The organism is Cobetia sp. MMG027 (assembly GCF_027947415.1).
GTDB classification, from domain to species: domain Bacteria; phylum Pseudomonadota; class Gammaproteobacteria; order Pseudomonadales; family Halomonadaceae; genus Cobetia; species Cobetia marina.
On record NZ_JAQJIO010000005.1, the window covers coordinates 124556 to 142366 of the forward strand.

Sequence of the window (17811 nt, forward strand, 5' to 3'; positions counted from 1 at the left end):
AGAAAGCACTCTGGAGAAAAGTGGCTGGAAAAATAGGCAATTGGGGGCGTGAAGTCACTCACGCAGTCGCAAGGACAGGCATTGCCAACCGGTATTCAGACGACCGATTGGCAGATGATGTCAGGATGGCAGGTGCAAGGGGGCGAGCTTCAGCGCTCCGACGTGTGGAGCCCGCTGGCTTGCGGGTATCCGTTGTCGAGACTCACGCCAAGCGCTTGCGCTCGCTGGAGGAGGGGATGCCCATGGCCTCGCGATACTTGGCGACCGTCCGGCGCGCTACCTCGATGCCATCACTGGCCAGCAGATCCACCAGGCGTGAGTCGGACAATGGCTTGCGCGCCGGTTCTTCCGAGATCAGCTTGCGAATGCGCGCACGGATCGCGGTGCTGGAGTGCGCGTCACCGTTGCCGCTGCCACCCACCTGACTCGAGAAGAAGAACTTGAGTTCGAACACGCCTCTCGGGGTGTGGATATATTTCTGGGTGGTCACCCGCGAGATGGTGGATTCGTGCATCTCGACCACTTCCGCGATGTTGGCGAGGATCAGCGGCTTCATGCCTTCTTCCCCCTGCTCGAGGAAGTCGATCTGGCGCGCCATGATCTCGCGGCCCACCTTGAGCAGGGTGTCATTGCGTGAGGACAGGCTCTTCATCAGCCAGCGGGCTTCCTGAAGATTGTCCTTGAGGAAGGTGTTGTCCGCGGACTTGTCGGCCCGCTTGATGAGGGCGGCATATTCCGGCTGGATACGCAGCTTGGGCAGCGCTTCCGGGTTGAGCTCGACCTGCCAGCCGTGACGCGTATGACGGACCAGCAGGTCCGGGATGACGTAATCACTGGCAGGCTCGCCCCAGGCGGACGCCGGGCGCGGGTCGAGCGCCCGTACCAGACGAATGACGTGATCCAGCTCATCATCATCCAGGCTCAGGCGACGCTTGAGCAGCTTGCGATCGTCATTGCCCAGTGCCTCGAGGAATTGCCGCACCAGACGGCGGGCCTGGGCCAGCAGCGGCAGATCGTCCGGCAGCAGGGCCAGCTGAAGCAGCAGGCATTCGCGCAGGTCTCGAGCGAACACACCGGTGGGATCGAACTGCTGAAGGCGCAGCAGGACCTGCTCGAGTTCCGACGCCTTGAGGCCGGGCAGTCCCTGACCTCGCAGGCCATCGACCAGTTCGTCCAGGCTCATGCTCAGGTAGCCGGCCCCATCCACCGCATCGATCAGACTCTCCGCCATCTGGCGTTCACGCGCATCGAGGTCCGTCATCGCCAGCTGCCAGCGCAGATGGTCCTGCAGGCTTTCGACACTGGTGTTGCGATCGAAGTCCGGCCCGTCCTCGCTCGAGCTTCCGCTGCCGGAACTGGTCAGGCTGCCTGCGTGGTCCTGGTAGAGGTCCGACCAGTCACTGTCGAGAGGGTATTCTTCAGGAATCTCGCTGTTGGTCTCGGAGGTGGAGATCTCGCTCTTGTCCTGTGTCTCCGCGACATCCAGCGACTCGTATTCCTCGTCAAGCTCCAGCATGGGGTTTGACTCGAGCGCCTGCTGTATCTCCTGACGCAGGTCCAGCGTCGACAACTGCAGCAGCTGGATCGCTTGCTGAAGTTGCGGGGTCATGGTCAGGGAAGTGCCGAGTCGAAGCTGCAAGGTGGGTTTCATGGGGTCTGTCATTCACGGCAAAGGAACGTGCATCTACGCTATACCGTGGGTCGGGGCACTGACAAGGGGCAGTCGAGAATATTCAAGCAACTTGCATGCCATGTTGCCACCAAGGTGGTATGGACGTCATGCATTCGAGTGAGGTGTGGCAGAGCAGGAGGGTTCACGGGGAGATCACGCAAGCGCATGTCGAGGCGCTTGCGTGAGGGGGCGGGGAACGAGGCCCCGACAATGAAGCAGGAAGTGGCGGGTGCTGGTGGGTGCTGGTGAGAGCAGAAGAGGTCGGACGGCTCTCGTCAGGCTGACGGCTCTCACCAGGCTGACGGCTCTCACCAGGCTGACGGCTCTCACCAGGCTGACGGCACTCTCGGGCTAGAGCTTGAACTCATGACCCAGGTAGACATCACGCACCTGCTGGTTGGCGAGGATGGTGTCGGCGTCGCCATGCGCGATGATCTGGCCATCGCCCACGATGTAGGCGGTATCGCAGATGTCGAGTGTCTCGCGCACGTTGTGATCGGTGATCAGCACCCCGATGCCGCGGTCACGCAGCTGGCGCACGATGCTCTTGATCTCGCCCACCGAGATGGGGTCCACGCCGGCAAACGGCTCATCGAGCAGCACGAAGTCCGGCTCGGTGGCCAGTGCGCGAGCGATCTCCACGCGGCGGCGCTCCCCGCCGGAAAGGCTCATGCCGGCACTGTCACGAATATGCGTGATGCTGAACTCGTTGAGCAGCTCCTCCAGGCGTGCCTTGCGTCCGTTGCGATCCAGGTCCTTGCGCGTCTCGAGGATCGCCATGATGTTGTCGGATACCGAGAGCTTGCGGAAGATCGAGGCTTCCTGGGGCAGATAGCCGATGCCGGCGCGAGCCCGCTGATGCATGGCGGCGCCGGACAGGTCGTGGTCATCGATGGTCACGCTACCGGCATCCGAGCGCACGAGGCCGACGATCATGTAGAACGAGGTCGTCTTGCCGGCCCCGTTGGGGCCCAGCAGGCCTACGATGTCACCCTGGCGGATTTCCAGCGAGATGTCCTTGACGACCTTGCGACCCTTGTAGGCCTTGGCCAGATGACGAGCGCTGAGGGTACGTGGGCTGGCAGCAGTCATGCTCATTGGTCCTTGCTGGCATTGGCGCCACGTGGCGTCAGGGTCATGTGGACGCGTGACCCCTCGGAGGATGAGGCATCGGTGCCATTGCTGGCATTGACCTGGCGCTTGTCCAGGAAGTATTCCACGTAGCCGCCTTCGAAGGTGTCGTCGCCTTTCTCCAGACGGGCATCGCCGACCAGTTCCACCCGGCGCTCCAGCGCGTGGTAGCGAATGGTATTCGCCCAGCCCTTGACCAGTCGCTCGTCGGTATCGGGTTTCTGCTCCATGTAGGCGCGCTGGCCGGTGGCCTTGACCAGGGAGATCTCGCCGCTGTCGGCGCGACTGATGTCAACGCGCGCGGCATCCAGCTTCATGCTGCCCTGGCGCATTTCCACGCGACCGGTATAGGTGGCCGTGCCGGCCTTGTCATCCAGTGACAGTGAGTCGGCGGCAATGTTGATCGGCTGGTTGGCATCGCTGTCCAGCGCCAGTGCGGTCGGGGAAAGCGTCGTCATGCCAAGTGCCAGGCCAAGGGCCATGACACCGGGTCTGAGTGTCTGGCGCCAGACCGTCAAGGGCGTGAGAGTCGTTGAAGTCATGGAGTGCTCCTTGGCAGAACTGGTAAGGCTTCACGATCACTCAGGCCATCGTGAAGCGGAAATCGGAGAGAGAGGATTCGGCGCATGCAGGGGTGCGCTCACTGATCCTTGGCCGGCGCGGCATCGAAGGTGCTGGAGACGCGGCCATCATCGTCACGGGTGGTGTCATTGCCGGTGTCGAGAGTCTCGGCTTCCCGGGCGGCATCGCTCTTGCCCTTGCCGGGTTGCAGGGTACTGCGGACGCGGCCTTCCAGCTGGGCGGAATCCTGAGAGAGGTCAGCGCTGAAGCGGTCACTCTCGACGCGTTGACCATTCTGGGTGATCACCACCGGCACGTCACTCCAGGCACGGTTCTGCTCACGACTGTAATGCAGCACGTCGGTGTCCAGTGTCCAGGCATCCGAAGGCTGGCGTAGTCTGGCATTGCCCTCGAGGGTGAAGGTGTCGCCGCCGGCGCTCAACACGCCACTGTCACCCGTGGCGTACCAGCGACGGTCTTCGCTGTCGTTGGTCCGGATCTTCGGTGCCTGCGCACGTGTCACGTCATCGCCTGGCGTGTGTTCGATGTGCGGGGAGGTCATCGACTGGATCGACACTCCCCGCGCATCGAAGCGCGTCATGTCAGCCCCGTCGAGATAGTAATCCGGCTCATCACTGCTGGCGTCGACATCCACTGTCGATTCCAGACTGTTGCGCTGCTCGATCAGGGCCATGACGCCGCCGACCAGCAGGAGCAGCAGCATCAGCCACAGGCGCGGAGAGGGACGGGGAAGACGTGGCATCAGGCGCGCGACTCCTGCAGATAGGTATCCAGCACCGAGGCCCAGTGGCCCTGTGCCTTGAGCAGCAGATCACAGATCTCGCGCACGGCACCATCACCGCCCTGACGAGTGGTCACCCAGTTGGCTTCACTCATCACATAGGGCATGGCGTTGGGAACGCTGACCCCCAGACCGACGCGACGGATGGCTTCGCGATCCGGCAGGTCATCTCCGCAGTAGGCCACGTCATCCAGCGCGATATCGTGCTCGCGACACAGGTTGGTCAGCGCGACCAGCTTGTCCTCGCGGCCCTGAATGACGTCCTGGATACCCAGCTCCTTGGCGCGACGTTCCACCATCGGCGAGCTGCGACCCGTGATCAAGGCGACCCGGATACCGCTGCGCAGGATCAGCTTGAGGCCGTGGCCATCCTGGACGTGGAAGCTCTTGGTTTCCACGCCATTGGCATCGTAGTGCAGCCGGTTGTCCGTCAGCACGCCGTCCACATCCAGCGCTAGCAGGCGCACGCGACGTGAGCGGTCGATGATGTCCTGGGGATAGTCCTCCGCCAGGGAAGTGATGTCATTCATGGTCTTTCTCCTCGCATTCCGTGCATGCGTGACGCATTCCTGTAGGCGACGACCGCCAACGGTTGCGTGCTGCCCTCGCCAGACTCACGGGACTGTCGTGCAGAGACAGCAATCCCGCGGGGGAGTTCAGATCACGCCGCTGGCCAGCAGGCCGTGCATGTGGATGGCGCCGATCGGGTGCTCATCCTCGTCACAGACTACCAGAACGCTGATGCGGTTTTCTTCCATGATGCGCACCGCCTCGGCGGCCAGCATGCTTGAGCGGATGGTCTTGCCACCGCGCGTCATGACGTCATCGACCTTGAGCGCACGCAGATCGCCGTGCTGGTCCAGGGTGCGGCGCAGATCCCCATCGGTATAGACGCCGACCAGATGCTCGTCCTCGTCGATCACGCAGGTGAAACCCATGCCCTGGCGGGTGATCTCGAGCAGCGCATCGCGCAGCGGGCTGCCCAGCGCCACGCGTGGCAGGGCATCGCCTTGATGCATGACGTCCTGGACGCGCAGCAGCAGTCGCCGCCCCAGACTGCCACCGGGATGAGAGAGTGCGAACTCCTCGGCGGTGAAGCCGCGGGCTTCCAGCAGTGCCACGGCCAGCGCATCCCCCATCACTAGTGCGGCGGTCGTGGAGGCCGTCGGTGCCAGGTTCAGCGGACAGGCCTCCTGGGCGACGCTGGTGTCCAGGTGTGCGTCTGCATCACGCGCGAGCGTCGAGCCGGGCTTGCCGGTCATCGAGACCAGCGGCGTCCCCATGCGCTTGAGCAGTGGCAGCAGGGCGGTGACTTCGGCGGTTTCACCGGAATTGGACAGTGCCAGCACCGTGTCCGACGAGGTGATCATGCCGAGATCCCCATGGCTGGCTTCGCCGGGATGCACGAAGAACGCCGGCGTGCCGGTGCTGGCCAGAGTCGCCGCGATCTTGCTGGCGATATGGCCGGATTTCCCCATGCCGGTGACGATCACCCGGCCCTTGGTCGCCATCATCAGCTGGCAGGCATGATCGAACTCTGCATCCAGTTGGTGCTCCAGTGCCGCGATGGCGGCGCCCTCGATCGCGAAGGTGCGTCGGGCGCTGGCGCGGAAATCCGCCTGCATGGCGGCGTGATCGCGGCCGCTGGAGGGCGAATCATCGGCAGTGGAAGACATGTCGGAGGTGGCGGGCTGGATTCTGGAGGACTTGGTCATGTTCAGATTGTTGCCTGTGTGTGGCCAGGACTCAAGGTGCGTGAGAGAGGCGTCACTCACGCGCTGCAACGCCTCGGGCGTGATGCTGACATGGGGCGGATGGCCTGATCGTTCCGGCCTGTCCGCCTACAGGCGTCAGCGAGTCAGGCTGATGGCAAGCCAGGCCGTGTAGCCGAGGTAGCAGGCCAGCAGCACCAGCCCCGGACCACGGCCGATGCGGCCGCGACGCTGCCAGATGAGCAGGGCGGCCAGCATCAGGGTCAGACCGAGCATCACCGGGTAGTCGCGACTGATGGCGCTGCCATCCACCGGTCCCGGTGCCAGCAGGCCCGGTACCGGCAGGACGGCCAGGATGTTGAAGAGGTTGGAGCCGATGACGTTGCCGATGGCGATGTCGTGATGGCGCTTGAGTGCGCTGGCCACGCTGGCCGCGAGCTCCGGCAGGCTGGTGCCGATGGCGATGACGGTCAGGCCGATGATCAGTTCGGGGACGCCGAGTGCCTGGGCGATATCGGTGGCGCCCCAGACCAGCGCGCGTGAGCTGGCGATCAACACCGCCAGTCCGAAGAGCAGCCAGAAGATGGCGCGTCCGGCGCTCATCTCGGGGACGTCATCCTGACTCTCGGCGTCACTCGGCGAGTCGACCTTGAACAGCCAGACAAGCGTGAACACCAGCAGTGCCAGCAGCAGGATGCCATCCAGACGCTCGAGCCCGCTGTTGGAGAGGGCATAGCCCCCCAGTGCCGTCGCGGCCAGCAGCAGCGGCAGTTCACGGCGCACCAGGCCGAAATGCACCGGGATGGGAGCGATGAGCGCCGTGACGCCCAGCACCAGACCGATGTTGGCGATGTTGGACCCCAGAGCATTGCCGGTGGCGATGTCGGGGGTGCCGTCAAGTGAGGCCATGATCGAGACCACGATCTCCGGCGCTGAAGTGCCGATGGAGACGATGGTCATCCCGATGAGCAGCTTGCTCATGCCAGCTCGCCATGCGGTAGCGGCGGCGCCTTCGACGAAGCGATCGGCGCTCCAGACAAGACCTATCAGGCCAAGGATGACAGCGAGGATGGGATATAGCATCGGAACTCTCGGGGCAGGAGGCAGGGCAGCGGCTTGTCGCCAGTGACCGCGCCATTAAACGCATCCCCCCAAGGCATTGCAAGGCAAGGGATCGCATCTGCGGGATGCGATGGACCCTGCAACGGACTGGTAGTGAGGGGGCGGGTTCGGATACGATGTTCGCTAACTAACTTGATTCCCGAATGACGTGATCCATGAACTCCAAGATTCGGACTCGCGGCACAGTGCCAGGCGACGGATTGCCCATGGCCAGTGTCGTGACTCCCTCACAGCGGATGCTTCTATGACTGAATTACCCGGTCAGGCTGCTACAGCGACCGCTGCGGCCGGCGCTGATGCATCGCCATCCTCTCGCCGTGGCTCCGCTGACATCGACCTCGACGACGCATTGATTCGTGTCGAAGGCCTGCGCTTCACCCGTGGAGAGCGCGAGATCTTCTCCGGGATAGACCTGAAGATTCCGCGTGGCAAGATCACCGCCATCATGGGGCCCTCCGGTACCGGCAAGACGACGCTGCTCAAGCTGATCGGGGGGCAGTTGACCCCGTCCGCCGGGCGTGTGGATATCGCCGGTCACCATGTGCATGCCCTGTCGCGGCGCGAGCTGTTCCGCATGCGGCGTCGCATGGGCATGCTGTTCCAGAGTGGTGCGCTGTTCTCGGATCTCAGCGTGTTCGAGAACGTGGCCTTCCCGTTGCGGGTCCATACCAATCTCCCCGAGGCGATGATCCGCGACATCGTGCTGATCAAGCTCGAGTCCGTCGGGCTGCGTGGGGCGCGTGAACTGATGCCCGCCGAGCTCTCCGGTGGCATGACGCGGCGTGTCGCGCTGGCACGCGCCATCGCACTGGATCCGGACCTGATCATGTACGACGAGCCCTTCGCCGGTCAGGACCCCATCTCGATGGGCGTGCTGGTCAATCTGATCCGCCGCCTCAACGATGCGCTGGGCATGACGGCGGTGGTGGTCTCTCACGATATCAAGGAGACGCTGACCATCGCCGATTACGTCTATGTGATCGCCGATGGCAAGGTCATGGCGCAGGGCACGCCACAAGCCCTGAACGCCGAGGCGGACCCGCGCGTGGCCCAGTTCATCCACGGCAAGCCGGATGGACCGGTGCCGTTCCACTATCCCGCGCCGGATTTCGCCGGCGACATTCTCGATGGCAGAGAAGCGGCCAGTGGCACTTCACAGAGAGGGCAATCAGCATGAGCGGTCTGAATCGTGGCCCGCTGGGGGCCATCACCTCGCTGGGGCGCAGCACCATCGAGGTGATCTCTGCCATCGGACGCGCCGGCATGCTGCTGGCGCAGGCGGGCGTCGGCCTGCCATCCCGTGAGGGGTTCTCCCTCTGGGTGCGTCAGATGCACTTCGTCGGCGTGCTGTCACTGGCGATCGTGCTGGTGTCGGGGTTGTTCATCGGCATGGTGCTGGCCCTGCAGGGCTATACCATTCTGGTCGGGTTCGGTGCTGAGGAGGCGCTTGGCCAGATGGTGTCGCTGTCGCTGCTGCGCGAGCTGGCCCCGGTCGTGGCGGCGCTGCTGTTCGCCGGGCGCGCCGGCTCTGCCCTGACGGCCGAGATCGGCCTGATGAAGGCGACCGAGCAGCTCACCAGCATGGAAATGATCGGCGTGGATCCCCTCAAGCGGATCGTCGCTCCGCGGCTGTGGGCCGGTTTCGTGTCCCTGCCGCTGTTGACCATCGGCTTCAGCGTCGTGGGGATTCTGGGTGGCAAGCTCGTGGGTGTCGATTGGCTCGGCATCTACGAAGGGGCCTACTGGAGCAGCATGCAATCGAATGTCGACTTCGTCGGGGATGTCATGAACGGCGTCGTCAAGTCACTGGTCTTCGGGCTGGTGGTGAGCTGGATCGCTGTCTTCCAGGGGTATGACCTGATCCCGACCTCGGAAGGCATTTCACGCGCGACCACACGTACTGTGGTTTATTCATCGCTGGCGGTGCTGGGACTCGATTTCGTCCTCACAGCCGTCATGTTTGGAGATATTGGATGAAACGTACCCGCATGGTCGAGTTCGGCGTGGGCCTGTTCGTACTTGCCGGTTTTCTGGGCATGGTGTTTCTCGGGCTGCGCGTCAGTGGCGTCACCTTCCAGCAGGCGGATGACACCTTCGTGCTCAATGCCAACTTTTCAGGGATAGGAAGCCTCAAGCCGCGGTCCAAGGTGACCATGGCGGGCGTGGCGATCGGCAGTGTCGAGAAGATCGAGCTGGATCCCAAGTGGTTTGACGCCCGTGTCACGATGAAGCTGGACAGCAGCCTCAAGGGCAAGTTGAGCAAGGACACCACGGCTGCCATCCTGACCTCCGGTCTGCTGGGCGAGCAATATGTCGGCCTGACCACCGGGGGGGATCCGGAAACGCTGGAGGATGGCGACACCATCCGGGATACCCAGTCGGCACTGGTACTGGAAGAGTTGATTCAGCAGTTCGTCTCCAATTTCTCGAAGAGCTGACGCAGGCCTGACTCGCCGTTGGCGCGATGCACATTTTCAAGGAGCAAATCCGATGACCCATATCCTCAAGCAGCTGATTCATCCACTGAGCGTATTGAGCCTGTCTGCCATGATGGCGATGAGCCCGCTGGCCTCTGCCGCTTCCCAGGAGCCGGACGTGCTGCTGCGTGATACCGTCGAAGGCCTGACCACCAAGATCGACAGCCGCGAAAGCTATTACAAGGATCACGTCGACGAGCTGGAAGCGCTGGTCGACAACTCCCTCGAGCCGGTCGTGGATTACCGCTACATCGCGGCAAGCGTGATGGGCAAGTACTTCAAGGGTGCCTCTCCGGAACAGCGTACCGAATTCTCCAAGGTCTTCCATGACACCTTGATCGGTACCTACGCGAAGGGCCTGGTGAGCTTTGACTACGCCAAGCTCGAAGTGAAGGACAGTGAAGGCGAGCGTCGTTATGAAGATCAGGACACCGTCTACATGGACGTGATCGACACCAAGGGCAAGGTGTACCCGGTGGCCTATTCCATGCGTCTGCGCAATGACGAGTGGAAAGTTGTCAACGTGATCGTCAATGGCGTCAATCTGGGCCTGACCTTCCGCAATCAGTTCGACCAGGCCATGCGTGACAATGGCCGTGATATCGATGCCGTCATCAAGGGCTGGCAGCCGGATGTCGACCTGGAAAAGGACAGCGGGGAGAGCGCGGGCGACAGCGACAGCTGAGCCTGACCACTGGCGATATGACCATGAAAACACTCTTCGATGATGATGACGTGACCCTGAGCGCCGGCGATGGCTGCCTGACGCTGAGCGGTCAGCCGGATTTCGATCACGCCTCCGAGCTCGCCGAAGTGGGCTGCAAGTGGCTCGGGCAGCATGCAGAGGGCATCGAGATCGATCTCTGTGGCGTCGGTGGCGCAAGCACCGCCACGTTGAGTGTCCTGCTGGAGTGGCAGCGTCATCTGGCGCGCCATTCGGGGCATGTCACGCATCTGCGTCTATCGCCTGCGCTCAAGCGTCTGGCCTCCGTCTCTGGCCTCGATGTCCTGTTGCCGGGACTGGAGGTCACGGATCAGGCGTCGGATTCGGCGCCTCGTCCTGAGGTCGATGCTGTCTGATCGTGCTCCGGCCGGGCTGCCCAGCCGCTCGATCACCACCACTGCGCGCGGGAACGTGGGAGGCAGGAGGCTGCCGCCAATCGCGTTCCCGCGCGCTTTTGATTACCATGTGCGGTCATATCTCCCAGGTCGAAGCGCAGCGTAATGTGCCTGGCCCGGACATGTACCGCGAAGGAGTCATCGCCCGTCATGCAACCGAATGATGTCAAGGCCCTGCTCGAGGCTCGAATCGAGAACGTCGATTTTCATATCCAGGGTGAAGGATGCAACTTCCAGGTCGTCGCCGTGGGCGAGGTCTTCGCTGACCTCAGTCGCGTCAAGGCCCAGCAGTTGGTCTACGCCGCACTCAATGACGAGATTCGCTCTGGCGCGCTTCACGCCATCAGCATTCGTACCTATACCCCGGCGCAGTACGATGCTGCCGTCGGCAACGCCCAGAGCTGATCGGAACATTTCATGGACAAGCTGATTATCACCGGCAACGGGCCGGTCAACGGGGAAGTCTGGGCCAGTGGTGCCAAGAATTCGGCCCTGCCCATCCTGGCAGCGACACTGCTGTCCGAAGGTCCCGTGACCATCAGCAATCTGCCGCACCTGCAAGACATCACCACCAGCCTGGAATTGCTCGGGCGCATGGGAGTCGAGCCGGTGATGGGCGACAACATGACCGTGCAGCTGGACGGCTCCAAGGTCGAGCACTGTCATGCGCCCTACGAGCTGGTCAAGAAGATGCGCGCCTCGATCCTGGTGCTGGGCCCGCTGCTGGCTCACTTCGGCAGTGCCGAAGTCTCGTTGCCGGGCGGTTGCGCCATCGGCTCGCGCCCGGTGGATCTGCACATCCGTGGCCTGGAAGCCATGGGCGCGGAGATCTCGGTCGAGAACGGTTACATCCGTGCCAAGGCGCCGGGTGGCCGCCTCAAGGGCGCTCGCATCGTCTTTGACGTGGTAACCGTCACGGGTACCGAGAATCTGCTGATGGCCGCGACCCTGGCCGATGGGCGTACCGTGCTGGAGAACGCGGCACGCGAGCCGGAAGTCGTCGATCTGGCCGAATGCCTGATCGCCATGGGCGCCAGGATCACCGGCCACGGCACCGATACCATCGTCATCGAAGGGGTCGAGAGACTGCACGGTTGCGAATACTCCGTGATGCCTGATCGCATCGAGACCGGCACCTTCCTGGTCGCGGCAGCGGCCTCGCGTGGCAAGGTGCGCGTCACCCGCACGCGCGCCGATACCCTCGATGCGGTGCTTGCCAAGCTGGAAGAAGCCGGTGCCACCATCACCACGGGGGATGACTGGATCGAGCTGGACATGCAGGGCAAGCGTCCGAAGGCGGTCAATATCCGTACGGCGCCTTATCCGGCATTCCCCACGGACATGCAGGCCCAGTTCGTGGCGCTGAATGCCGTGGCCGAAGGCACCGGTACCGTGATCGAGACCATCTTCGAGAACCGCTTCATGCACGTGCAGGAGCTCAACCGCATGGGCGCGCACATCGCCCTGGAAGGCAACACGGCGGTGGTGACCGGTACCGAGCGCCTGTCGGGCGCTCCGGTGATGGCCACGGACCTGCGTGCCTCGGCCTCGCTGGTGATCGCGGCCATCGTCGCCGATGGCGAAACCATGGTGGATCGCATCTACCACATCGATCGTGGTTATGAATGCATCGAGGAGAAGCTCTCCGGGCTGGGCGTGATCATCCGCCGCTCCGCCGGTTGAGCCGAGTCCTGCCTCCATGCGCTGCCGGCCATCGCAGGTCGGCAGCGTCTGCTGAATTCTTACGCACAAGCACGGGCGAATACCCCATGAGCAAGCAACTGGTCGTCGCCCTTTCCAAGGGGCGTATCCTCAAGGAAACCCTGCCGCTGCTGGCGGATGCCGGGATCGAACCGCTGGAAGATCTGGACAAGAGCCGCAAGCTGCTCTTCGATACCAATCTGCCTGACGTCAAGCTGGTCATCATTCGCGCCACCGATGTGCCGACCTATGTGCAGCTGGGAGCGGCTGATCTGGGCATCGCCGGCAAGGACGTGCTGCTCGAGCATGGCGCCGAAGGTCTCTATGAGCCTCTGGATCTGGAGATCGCGGCCTGTCGTCTGATGACGGCCGGGGTCGTCGGTCAGCAGCAGCAGGGCGCGCGACGTCGCGTCGCCACCAAGTTCGTCGATGTCGCGCGTCGCTACTACGCGGAACAGGGCATCCAAGCCGAAGTCATCAAGCTGTATGGCGCGATGGAGCTGGCCCCGTTGATGAATCTGGCCGATGAGATCGTCGATATCGTCGATACCGGCAATACCCTGCGTGCCAATGGCATGGAGCCGCGTGAGCTGATCACCGACATCAGCACGCGTCTGGTGGTCAACAAGGCTGCCATGACCATGAAGCATGATCGCCTCAAGCCGTTGATCGACCGCCTGCGTCAGGCGGTGGAAGCACGTCGCGACGCATGAATGACCAGGTCCCGGCCTCGTGTCACGCGGCGGGACTCGTCAGCAACGACATCACTCAAGATCGCAGAGACGATCTGGCAGCAGCGCCCGTCCGGCTCAGCCCTCACTGCCAATGACATGACAAGAGGTTCGCATGGATACCCTGATCAACCGGCTCGATAGCCGCGATACCGATTTCACTGCCCGCCTGGATGCATTGCTGGCCTGGGAGGGGGTGTCCGATGCCGAGGTACAGCATCGTGTCACCGACATCCTTTCGCGCGTCAAGCAGGAAGGCGATGCCGCGCTGGTGGAGTTTTCCAATCGCTTCGACCGTCTGAGTGTCTCCAGCATGTCGGAGCTGGTGATCGACGCCGAACGTCTGGCAAAAGCCTACGCCGATCTGCCGGCGGATCAGCGCGAGGCGCTGGCGGTCGCGGCGGAGCGTGTGCGCGTCTATCACGAGCATCAGAAGCCGGAAAGCTGGTCCTTCAAGGATGAGCATGGCAGCTTGCTGGGGCAGAAGGTCACGCCGCTGGATCGCGCTGGCATCTATGTCCCGGGAGGCAAGGCCGCCTATCCCTCTTCCGTGCTGATGAACGCGATCCCCGCGCATGTCGCCGGTGTGCGCGAGATCATCATGGTCGTGCCGACCCCCGATGGCGTGGTCAATGAACTGGTGCTGGCCGCGGCTCACCTGGCGGGTATCGATCGGGTCTTCACCATCGGCGGCGCCCAGGCCGTCGCGGCACTGGCCTATGGCACCGAGACGGTGCCGCGCGTCGACAAGATCGTCGGTCCCGGCAACATCTATGTGGCCACTGCCAAGCGGGCGGTGTTCGGTCAGGTCGGCATCGACATGATCGCCGGACCGTCCGAGATTCTGGTGGTCAGCGATGGCGTGACCGATCCGGACTGGCTGGCGATGGACCTGTTCTCGCAGGCCGAGCATGACGAGGATGCCCAGGCGATCCTGATCAGCTGGGATGATGAGCACCTCGCTGCGGTCGAGGCGTCAATCGAACGTCTCGCGCCGACCATGGAGCGTGCCGAGATCATCAAGACCTCGCTGCGCGAGCGTGGCGCCCTGATTCGCGTCAGCGGGCCCGAGCAGGCGCTGGAACTGACCAACCGTATCGCGCCGGAGCACCTGGAGCTGTCGGTGGCGGATCCGGAAGCATGGGTCGAAGGTGTCCGCCATGCGGGCGCCATCTTCATGGGCTCCCACACCTCCGAGGCACTGGGCGATTACTGTGCCGGCCCGAATCACGTGCTGCCGACGTCCGGTACCGCGCGCTTCTCCTCGCCGCTGGGGGTCTATGACTTCCAGAAGCGCTCCTCGCTGATCCAGTGCTCGGCCGAAGGTGCCTCCATCCTCGGGCGTACCGCATCGGTGCTGGCGCGGGGTGAGTCGCTGACCGCTCACGCCCGTAGTGCCGAGAATCGCATCATCGAGTGAGCATGGTGTAGTTCATGAGCATGGTGTAGTTCATGAGCATGAAAAAGCCCGCCACGGTTTCCGTGGCGGGCTTTTCTGGCTCTGGTTCTGGTTCTGGTTCTGGCTCTGGTTCTTGCGTGAAAGCCGTTTGCCAGTCCGGCGGCCATTGTCAGCCGGGGGATGAGACGCCCGGAGCTGCGGCGGCAGGAGAGGGCGTGCTATCGGGAATCGGCCGTTCACCGACCTTGACGCTGACCTCCATGGGCTTGCCATCCCGCAACAGATTGAGTTGCAGGGTGTCGCCCGGCTTGACCGCAGCGATGTCGGCCATGGCAAGGCGCGCATCGATCAGGCGCTTGCCGGCGACTGCCGTCAGGATGTCACCGGGACGCAGGCCGGCCTGTGCCGCGGGGCCATCCCGCAGCACGGCGGCGACCACCACGCCTTGCGGAGCGCTCAAGCCGAAGGAGTGCGCCAGCGACGGCGTCAGCTCCTGGACTTCCAGGCCCAGCCAGCCGCGAATCACCCGGCCGTGATCGACCAGTGATTCGAGGATGTCACGTGCCAGGTTGGCGGGGATGGCGAAACCGATGCCCTGCGAGCCACCGGAGCGGGAGTAGATGGCAGTATTGATGCCGACCAGTGAGCCATCGGTATTGATCAACGCTCCACCGGAGTTGCCGGGATTGATCGCGGCATCGGTCTGGATGAAGTCCTCGTAGGCATTCAGGCCAAGATGGTTGCGTCCGGTGGCCGAGATGATGCCCATGGTGACGGTCTGACCGACTCCGAAGGGGTTGCCGATGGCCAGCGAGACATCCCCGACGTGGACCTGGGTCGAGTCGGCGATCGCCACCGTCGGCAGATCTTCAATATCGATCTTCAGCGCCGCGAGATCGGACTCGGGGTCGACCCCGACCACCTTGGCCAGTGTCTCGCGGCCATCACGCAGGGCGACCTGTATCTGATCCGCACCCTGAATGACATGGTTGTTGGTCAGGATATAGCCGTCGCTCGAGAGAATGACGCCGGAGCCCAGGCTCGACAGCATGCGCTGGCTGCGCAAGGCATTTTCCCCGTAGAACTGGTTGAAGAAGGGGTCGGACATCAGCGGGTGCTTGCTGTCGTCCTCGATCTTGCGCGAGGAGTAGATGTTGACGACGGCGGGGGCGGCGGCGTCCACGGCGGTCTGGTAGCTGGCCGGCCCGCTGTTGCGCTGCAGTGGCGGCGCTTCGCGCAGTACCGGATTGGCGGATTCCTCGCGCTGTTCGGCGGAGAGGGTCAAGGCGGGAGATGGCAGCACCTGCTGATCTCGAGAGACGATCGCGCCGCCCTGTTGGCCGCCCTGTTGGCCAACCTCGGGCGCCGGCTCGGAATGTCCAAGTTCAGGGAAGCGATCCAGCACCACGATGGCAAGCAATACCCCGGTGACCACTGGCCAGAGAAGGGGGAGCAATGAACTGCGAAGGGGGCGTCGCGTCTGAGGCATCAGGAGTCCTGGTGAATGATCCGTGGTCCTGCCGGGCCGTCAGCTTTCCTGAGGGCAACCGCCGTGGGGCGGTCGCCATCCGCAGGGTTGCTGCTGGCAGGCGGAGGGTGAAGAGGAAGATTGATGACGTGCTCAAGACGTGTCACCCATGTCTCGGTACCCGGCGAAGCTGCCATGCGCTTACATGGTGAGGCTGCGCCGTTACAATGGCAGCCAGTGTAACACTCGATGAATCTGACTGCTGGAGGCTCAATGGCTGATCGTGACGTGCTGGTCGAGGCGCTGGATGGCTGTCTGGAGGCGCAGGCCTTCAAGGATTACACCGTCAATGGACTTCAGGTCGAGGGGCGGCGCGAGGTCCGCAGAGTGTTGACGGGCGTTACCGCCAATCAGGCGCTGCTGGATGAAGCCGTGGCATGGCAGGCGGATATGGTGCTGGTGCATCACGGCTATTTCTGGAAGAACGAACCCGCTCGGATCACGGGCATGAAGCGCCGTCGCCTCAAGACACTGCTGGCGAACGACATCAATCTGGCGGCGTATCACCTGCCGCTGGATGCCCATCCGACGCTGGGCAACAATGCCCAGCTGGCCGAGCGCCTGGGGTTGGTCAGTGAAGGATGCCTGGATGGCGTCCCCGGGCGTGGACTGGTGCATGTCGGGCGTCTCGCAGATGAGCTTGCGGCAGGCGGTGAGCTGGATAGTGCCGCGTTGGGGGCCGAGTTCAGTCGTCGTCTGGGGCGAGAGGTGCTCGTGATCGCCGGGCATGATCGGCCGATCAAGCGCATTGCCTGGTGCACGGGAGGGGCGCAGGACTATATCGGTCTGGCCATCGAGGCGGGAGTCGATGCCTTCCTGTCCGGTGAGATCTCGGAGCGGACCACGCACAGTGCGCGCGAAGAGGGGGTGACCTACCTGGCGGCAGGGCATCATGCGACCGAGCGCGATGGGGTTCGGGCGCTGGGCGAGTGGCTGGCGGCCGAGCATGGCGTCGAGCATCGCTTCGTGGATATCGACAACCCTGCTTGAGTCAGCTCATGGTCGCCCTGTGACGGCCTGAGTGATCCTTGCCAACGACAACGGCCACCCCTGGAAGGTGGCCGTTGTCGTGTCCAATGGCCGTGAGGGAACTCACGGCAGAAGGAGGTTGCTCAGATGCGCGGCGGGTTGGCGCTCTGCGCTTCGCCTTCCGCGGGTTGTGGCTTGAGACCGAAATCCTCTGACAGCGTGCCGCGATTGTCGGCATAGTCACGTGGCAGGTCGACCTTCTCGCCCATGTCTTCTTCAAGCGTGGTGTCAGTATCCAGCAGGCGGCGCTTGAGCTGGCTGTCATCGCACAGTGAAGAGGCACCGCTGGCCAGGTGCTGGCGCAGCTCGTTGCCGGCACGTTGGATCTGATCCGTCAGATCACTGGCCTTGGAGAAATGATCATTCAGGGCGTCACGGAACTGGGTCAGTTCCAGCTCACGCTCCGCCAGCTTCTGGCGGGTCTTCTGATTGCGGGCCACGTTGGCATTCAGGAGGTGGTAGCACAAGGCGCCGATACCGATGCCAGCCAGAAAACAGGCGATGGCCAGGATCCAGTCAATATTGCTCTCGTTCACGTCGCTCTCCTTGTGTCACGACTGCGGTGATCTTCACCGCCGGGGCAGGCCATCACGATGATGTGCTGCCAATGTCCAGACTCTTGCAGTGTGTCCAGCGACGCTGGCCATGAGGCAAAGAGTGCCTGTATTTCAAAAGCGTACGCACTCCATTATATCGATGGGTTGGCGCGTCACGTCAATTCGTCATGAGAGAGACCTTGGTCGCCCCGAAGCAAGGGCGCCATTCGCCATCGAGGCGCGTCATGGCACTGTAGGGCCTGGGAAGCAGGACTTCCCGTCGGGTGTGGT

At 63.2% G+C, this 17811-nt stretch carries 19 protein-coding genes; 10 read left to right on the top strand and 9 right to left on the bottom strand.

All coding sequences use genetic code 11. The features are described from left to right. Nucleotides 1-202: 202 nt before the first annotated feature. The 7 genes from PJK54_RS08020 to PJK54_RS08050 all read right to left on the bottom strand — a co-directional run bounded on the left by PJK54_RS08020 (nt 203) and on the right by PJK54_RS08050 (nt 6961). Entirely contained in the window at nt 203-1651 is a 1449-nt protein-coding gene (locus PJK54_RS08020) for an RNA polymerase factor sigma-54 (protein WP_077371583.1), read from the bottom strand. Nucleotides 1652-2023: 372 nt separating this feature from the next. Next, entirely contained in the window at nt 2024-2764 is a 741-nt protein-coding gene (gene lptB, locus PJK54_RS08025; RefSeq protein ID WP_103751363.1) for an LPS export ABC transporter ATP-binding protein, read from the bottom strand. Between the two features lie 2 nt (nt 2765-2766). Further along, nucleotides 2767-3345 carry a lipopolysaccharide transport periplasmic protein LptA gene (gene lptA, locus PJK54_RS08030; protein ID WP_240499585.1) on the bottom strand — a complete coding sequence of 193 codons (579 nt, stop codon included), beginning with the start codon at nt 3343-3345 and terminating at the stop codon, nt 2767-2769. 98 nt (nt 3346-3443) lie between these two features. Then, a complete protein-coding gene (gene lptC / locus PJK54_RS08035; RefSeq protein WP_077371588.1) occupies nt 3444-4127 on the bottom strand; it encodes an LPS export ABC transporter periplasmic protein LptC in 684 nt (227 codons plus the stop codon). Then, on the bottom strand, nt 4127-4696 hold the full coding sequence (locus PJK54_RS08040) for a KdsC family phosphatase (protein WP_077371591.1): 570 nt from the start codon (nt 4694-4696) through the stop codon (nt 4127-4129). The genes lptC and PJK54_RS08040 overlap by 1 nt, the downstream gene beginning before the upstream one ends. Before the next feature lie 126 nt (nt 4697-4822). Next, nucleotides 4823-5791 (bottom strand): KpsF/GutQ family sugar-phosphate isomerase, encoded by a 969-nt coding sequence (locus PJK54_RS08045; protein ID WP_077373096.1) that lies wholly within the window; start codon nt 5789-5791, stop codon nt 4823-4825. Nucleotides 5792-6016: 225 nt separating this feature from the next. Then, the gene (locus PJK54_RS08050) at nt 6017-6961 is read right to left on the bottom strand and encodes a calcium/sodium antiporter (protein ID WP_084209224.1); all 945 of its coding nucleotides are present in this window, start codon (nt 6959-6961) and stop codon (nt 6017-6019) included. A 283-nt stretch (nt 6962-7244) separates the two neighbouring features. On the opposite strand from PJK54_RS08050, the gene PJK54_RS08055 reads away from it, so the two are divergent. The 9 genes from PJK54_RS08055 to hisD all read left to right on the top strand — a co-directional run bounded on the left by PJK54_RS08055 (nt 7245) and on the right by hisD (nt 14448). Then, nucleotides 7245-8177 carry an ABC transporter ATP-binding protein gene (locus PJK54_RS08055; protein ID WP_077371597.1) on the top strand — a complete coding sequence of 311 codons (933 nt, stop codon included), beginning with the start codon at nt 7245-7247 and terminating at the stop codon, nt 8175-8177. Next, nucleotides 8174-8977, top strand: coding sequence for a lipid asymmetry maintenance ABC transporter permease subunit MlaE (gene mlaE / locus PJK54_RS08060; RefSeq protein ID WP_077371600.1), 804 nt, complete (start codon nt 8174-8176; stop codon nt 8975-8977). The genes PJK54_RS08055 and mlaE overlap by 4 nt, the downstream gene beginning before the upstream one ends. Next, on the top strand, nt 8974-9438 hold the full coding sequence (mlaD, locus tag PJK54_RS08065) for an outer membrane lipid asymmetry maintenance protein MlaD (protein ID WP_077371603.1): 465 nt from the start codon (nt 8974-8976) through the stop codon (nt 9436-9438). The genes mlaE and mlaD overlap by 4 nt, the downstream gene beginning before the upstream one ends. Before the next feature lie 52 nt (nt 9439-9490). Further along, nucleotides 9491-10162 carry an MlaC/ttg2D family ABC transporter substrate-binding protein gene (locus tag PJK54_RS08070; RefSeq protein ID WP_077371606.1) on the top strand — a complete coding sequence of 224 codons (672 nt, stop codon included), beginning with the start codon at nt 9491-9493 and terminating at the stop codon, nt 10160-10162. Between the two features lie 23 nt (nt 10163-10185). Further along, nucleotides 10186-10557 carry an STAS domain-containing protein gene (locus tag PJK54_RS08075; RefSeq protein WP_065392617.1) on the top strand — a complete coding sequence of 124 codons (372 nt, stop codon included), beginning with the start codon at nt 10186-10188 and terminating at the stop codon, nt 10555-10557. A 189-nt stretch (nt 10558-10746) separates the two neighbouring features. After that, entirely contained in the window at nt 10747-11001 is a 255-nt protein-coding gene (locus PJK54_RS08080) for a BolA family protein (RefSeq protein ID WP_077371613.1), read from the top strand. A 12-nt stretch (nt 11002-11013) separates the two neighbouring features. Beyond that, nucleotides 11014-12279, top strand: coding sequence for a UDP-N-acetylglucosamine 1-carboxyvinyltransferase (gene murA / locus PJK54_RS08085; protein WP_077371616.1), 1266 nt, complete (start codon nt 11014-11016; stop codon nt 12277-12279). 86 nt (nt 12280-12365) lie between these two features. After that, nucleotides 12366-13010 carry an ATP phosphoribosyltransferase gene (hisG, locus tag PJK54_RS08090; protein ID WP_077371619.1) on the top strand — a complete coding sequence of 215 codons (645 nt, stop codon included), beginning with the start codon at nt 12366-12368 and terminating at the stop codon, nt 13008-13010. 133 nt (nt 13011-13143) lie between these two features. Next, entirely contained in the window at nt 13144-14448 is a 1305-nt protein-coding gene (gene hisD / locus PJK54_RS08095; protein WP_077371622.1) for a histidinol dehydrogenase, read from the top strand. 148 nt (nt 14449-14596) lie between these two features. Here the strand turns inward: hisD and PJK54_RS08100 are convergent, their stop codons facing one another. Beyond that, complete coding sequence (locus PJK54_RS08100) at nt 14597-15916, bottom strand: S1C family serine protease (protein WP_077371625.1); 1320 nt, start codon at nt 15914-15916, stop codon at nt 14597-14599. A gap of 252 nt (nt 15917-16168) precedes the next feature. Here PJK54_RS08100 and PJK54_RS08105 point away from each other — a divergent pair, with 252 nt between their 5' ends. After that, nucleotides 16169-16945 carry a Nif3-like dinuclear metal center hexameric protein gene (locus tag PJK54_RS08105; RefSeq protein ID WP_077371628.1) on the top strand — a complete coding sequence of 259 codons (777 nt, stop codon included), beginning with the start codon at nt 16169-16171 and terminating at the stop codon, nt 16943-16945. Between the two features lie 122 nt (nt 16946-17067). Here PJK54_RS08105 and PJK54_RS08110 read toward each other — a convergent pair whose 3' ends face one another. Further along, entirely contained in the window at nt 17068-17520 is a 453-nt protein-coding gene (locus PJK54_RS08110; RefSeq protein ID WP_077371632.1) for a YhcB family protein, read from the bottom strand. Between the last annotated feature and the right edge of the window lie 291 nt (nt 17521-17811).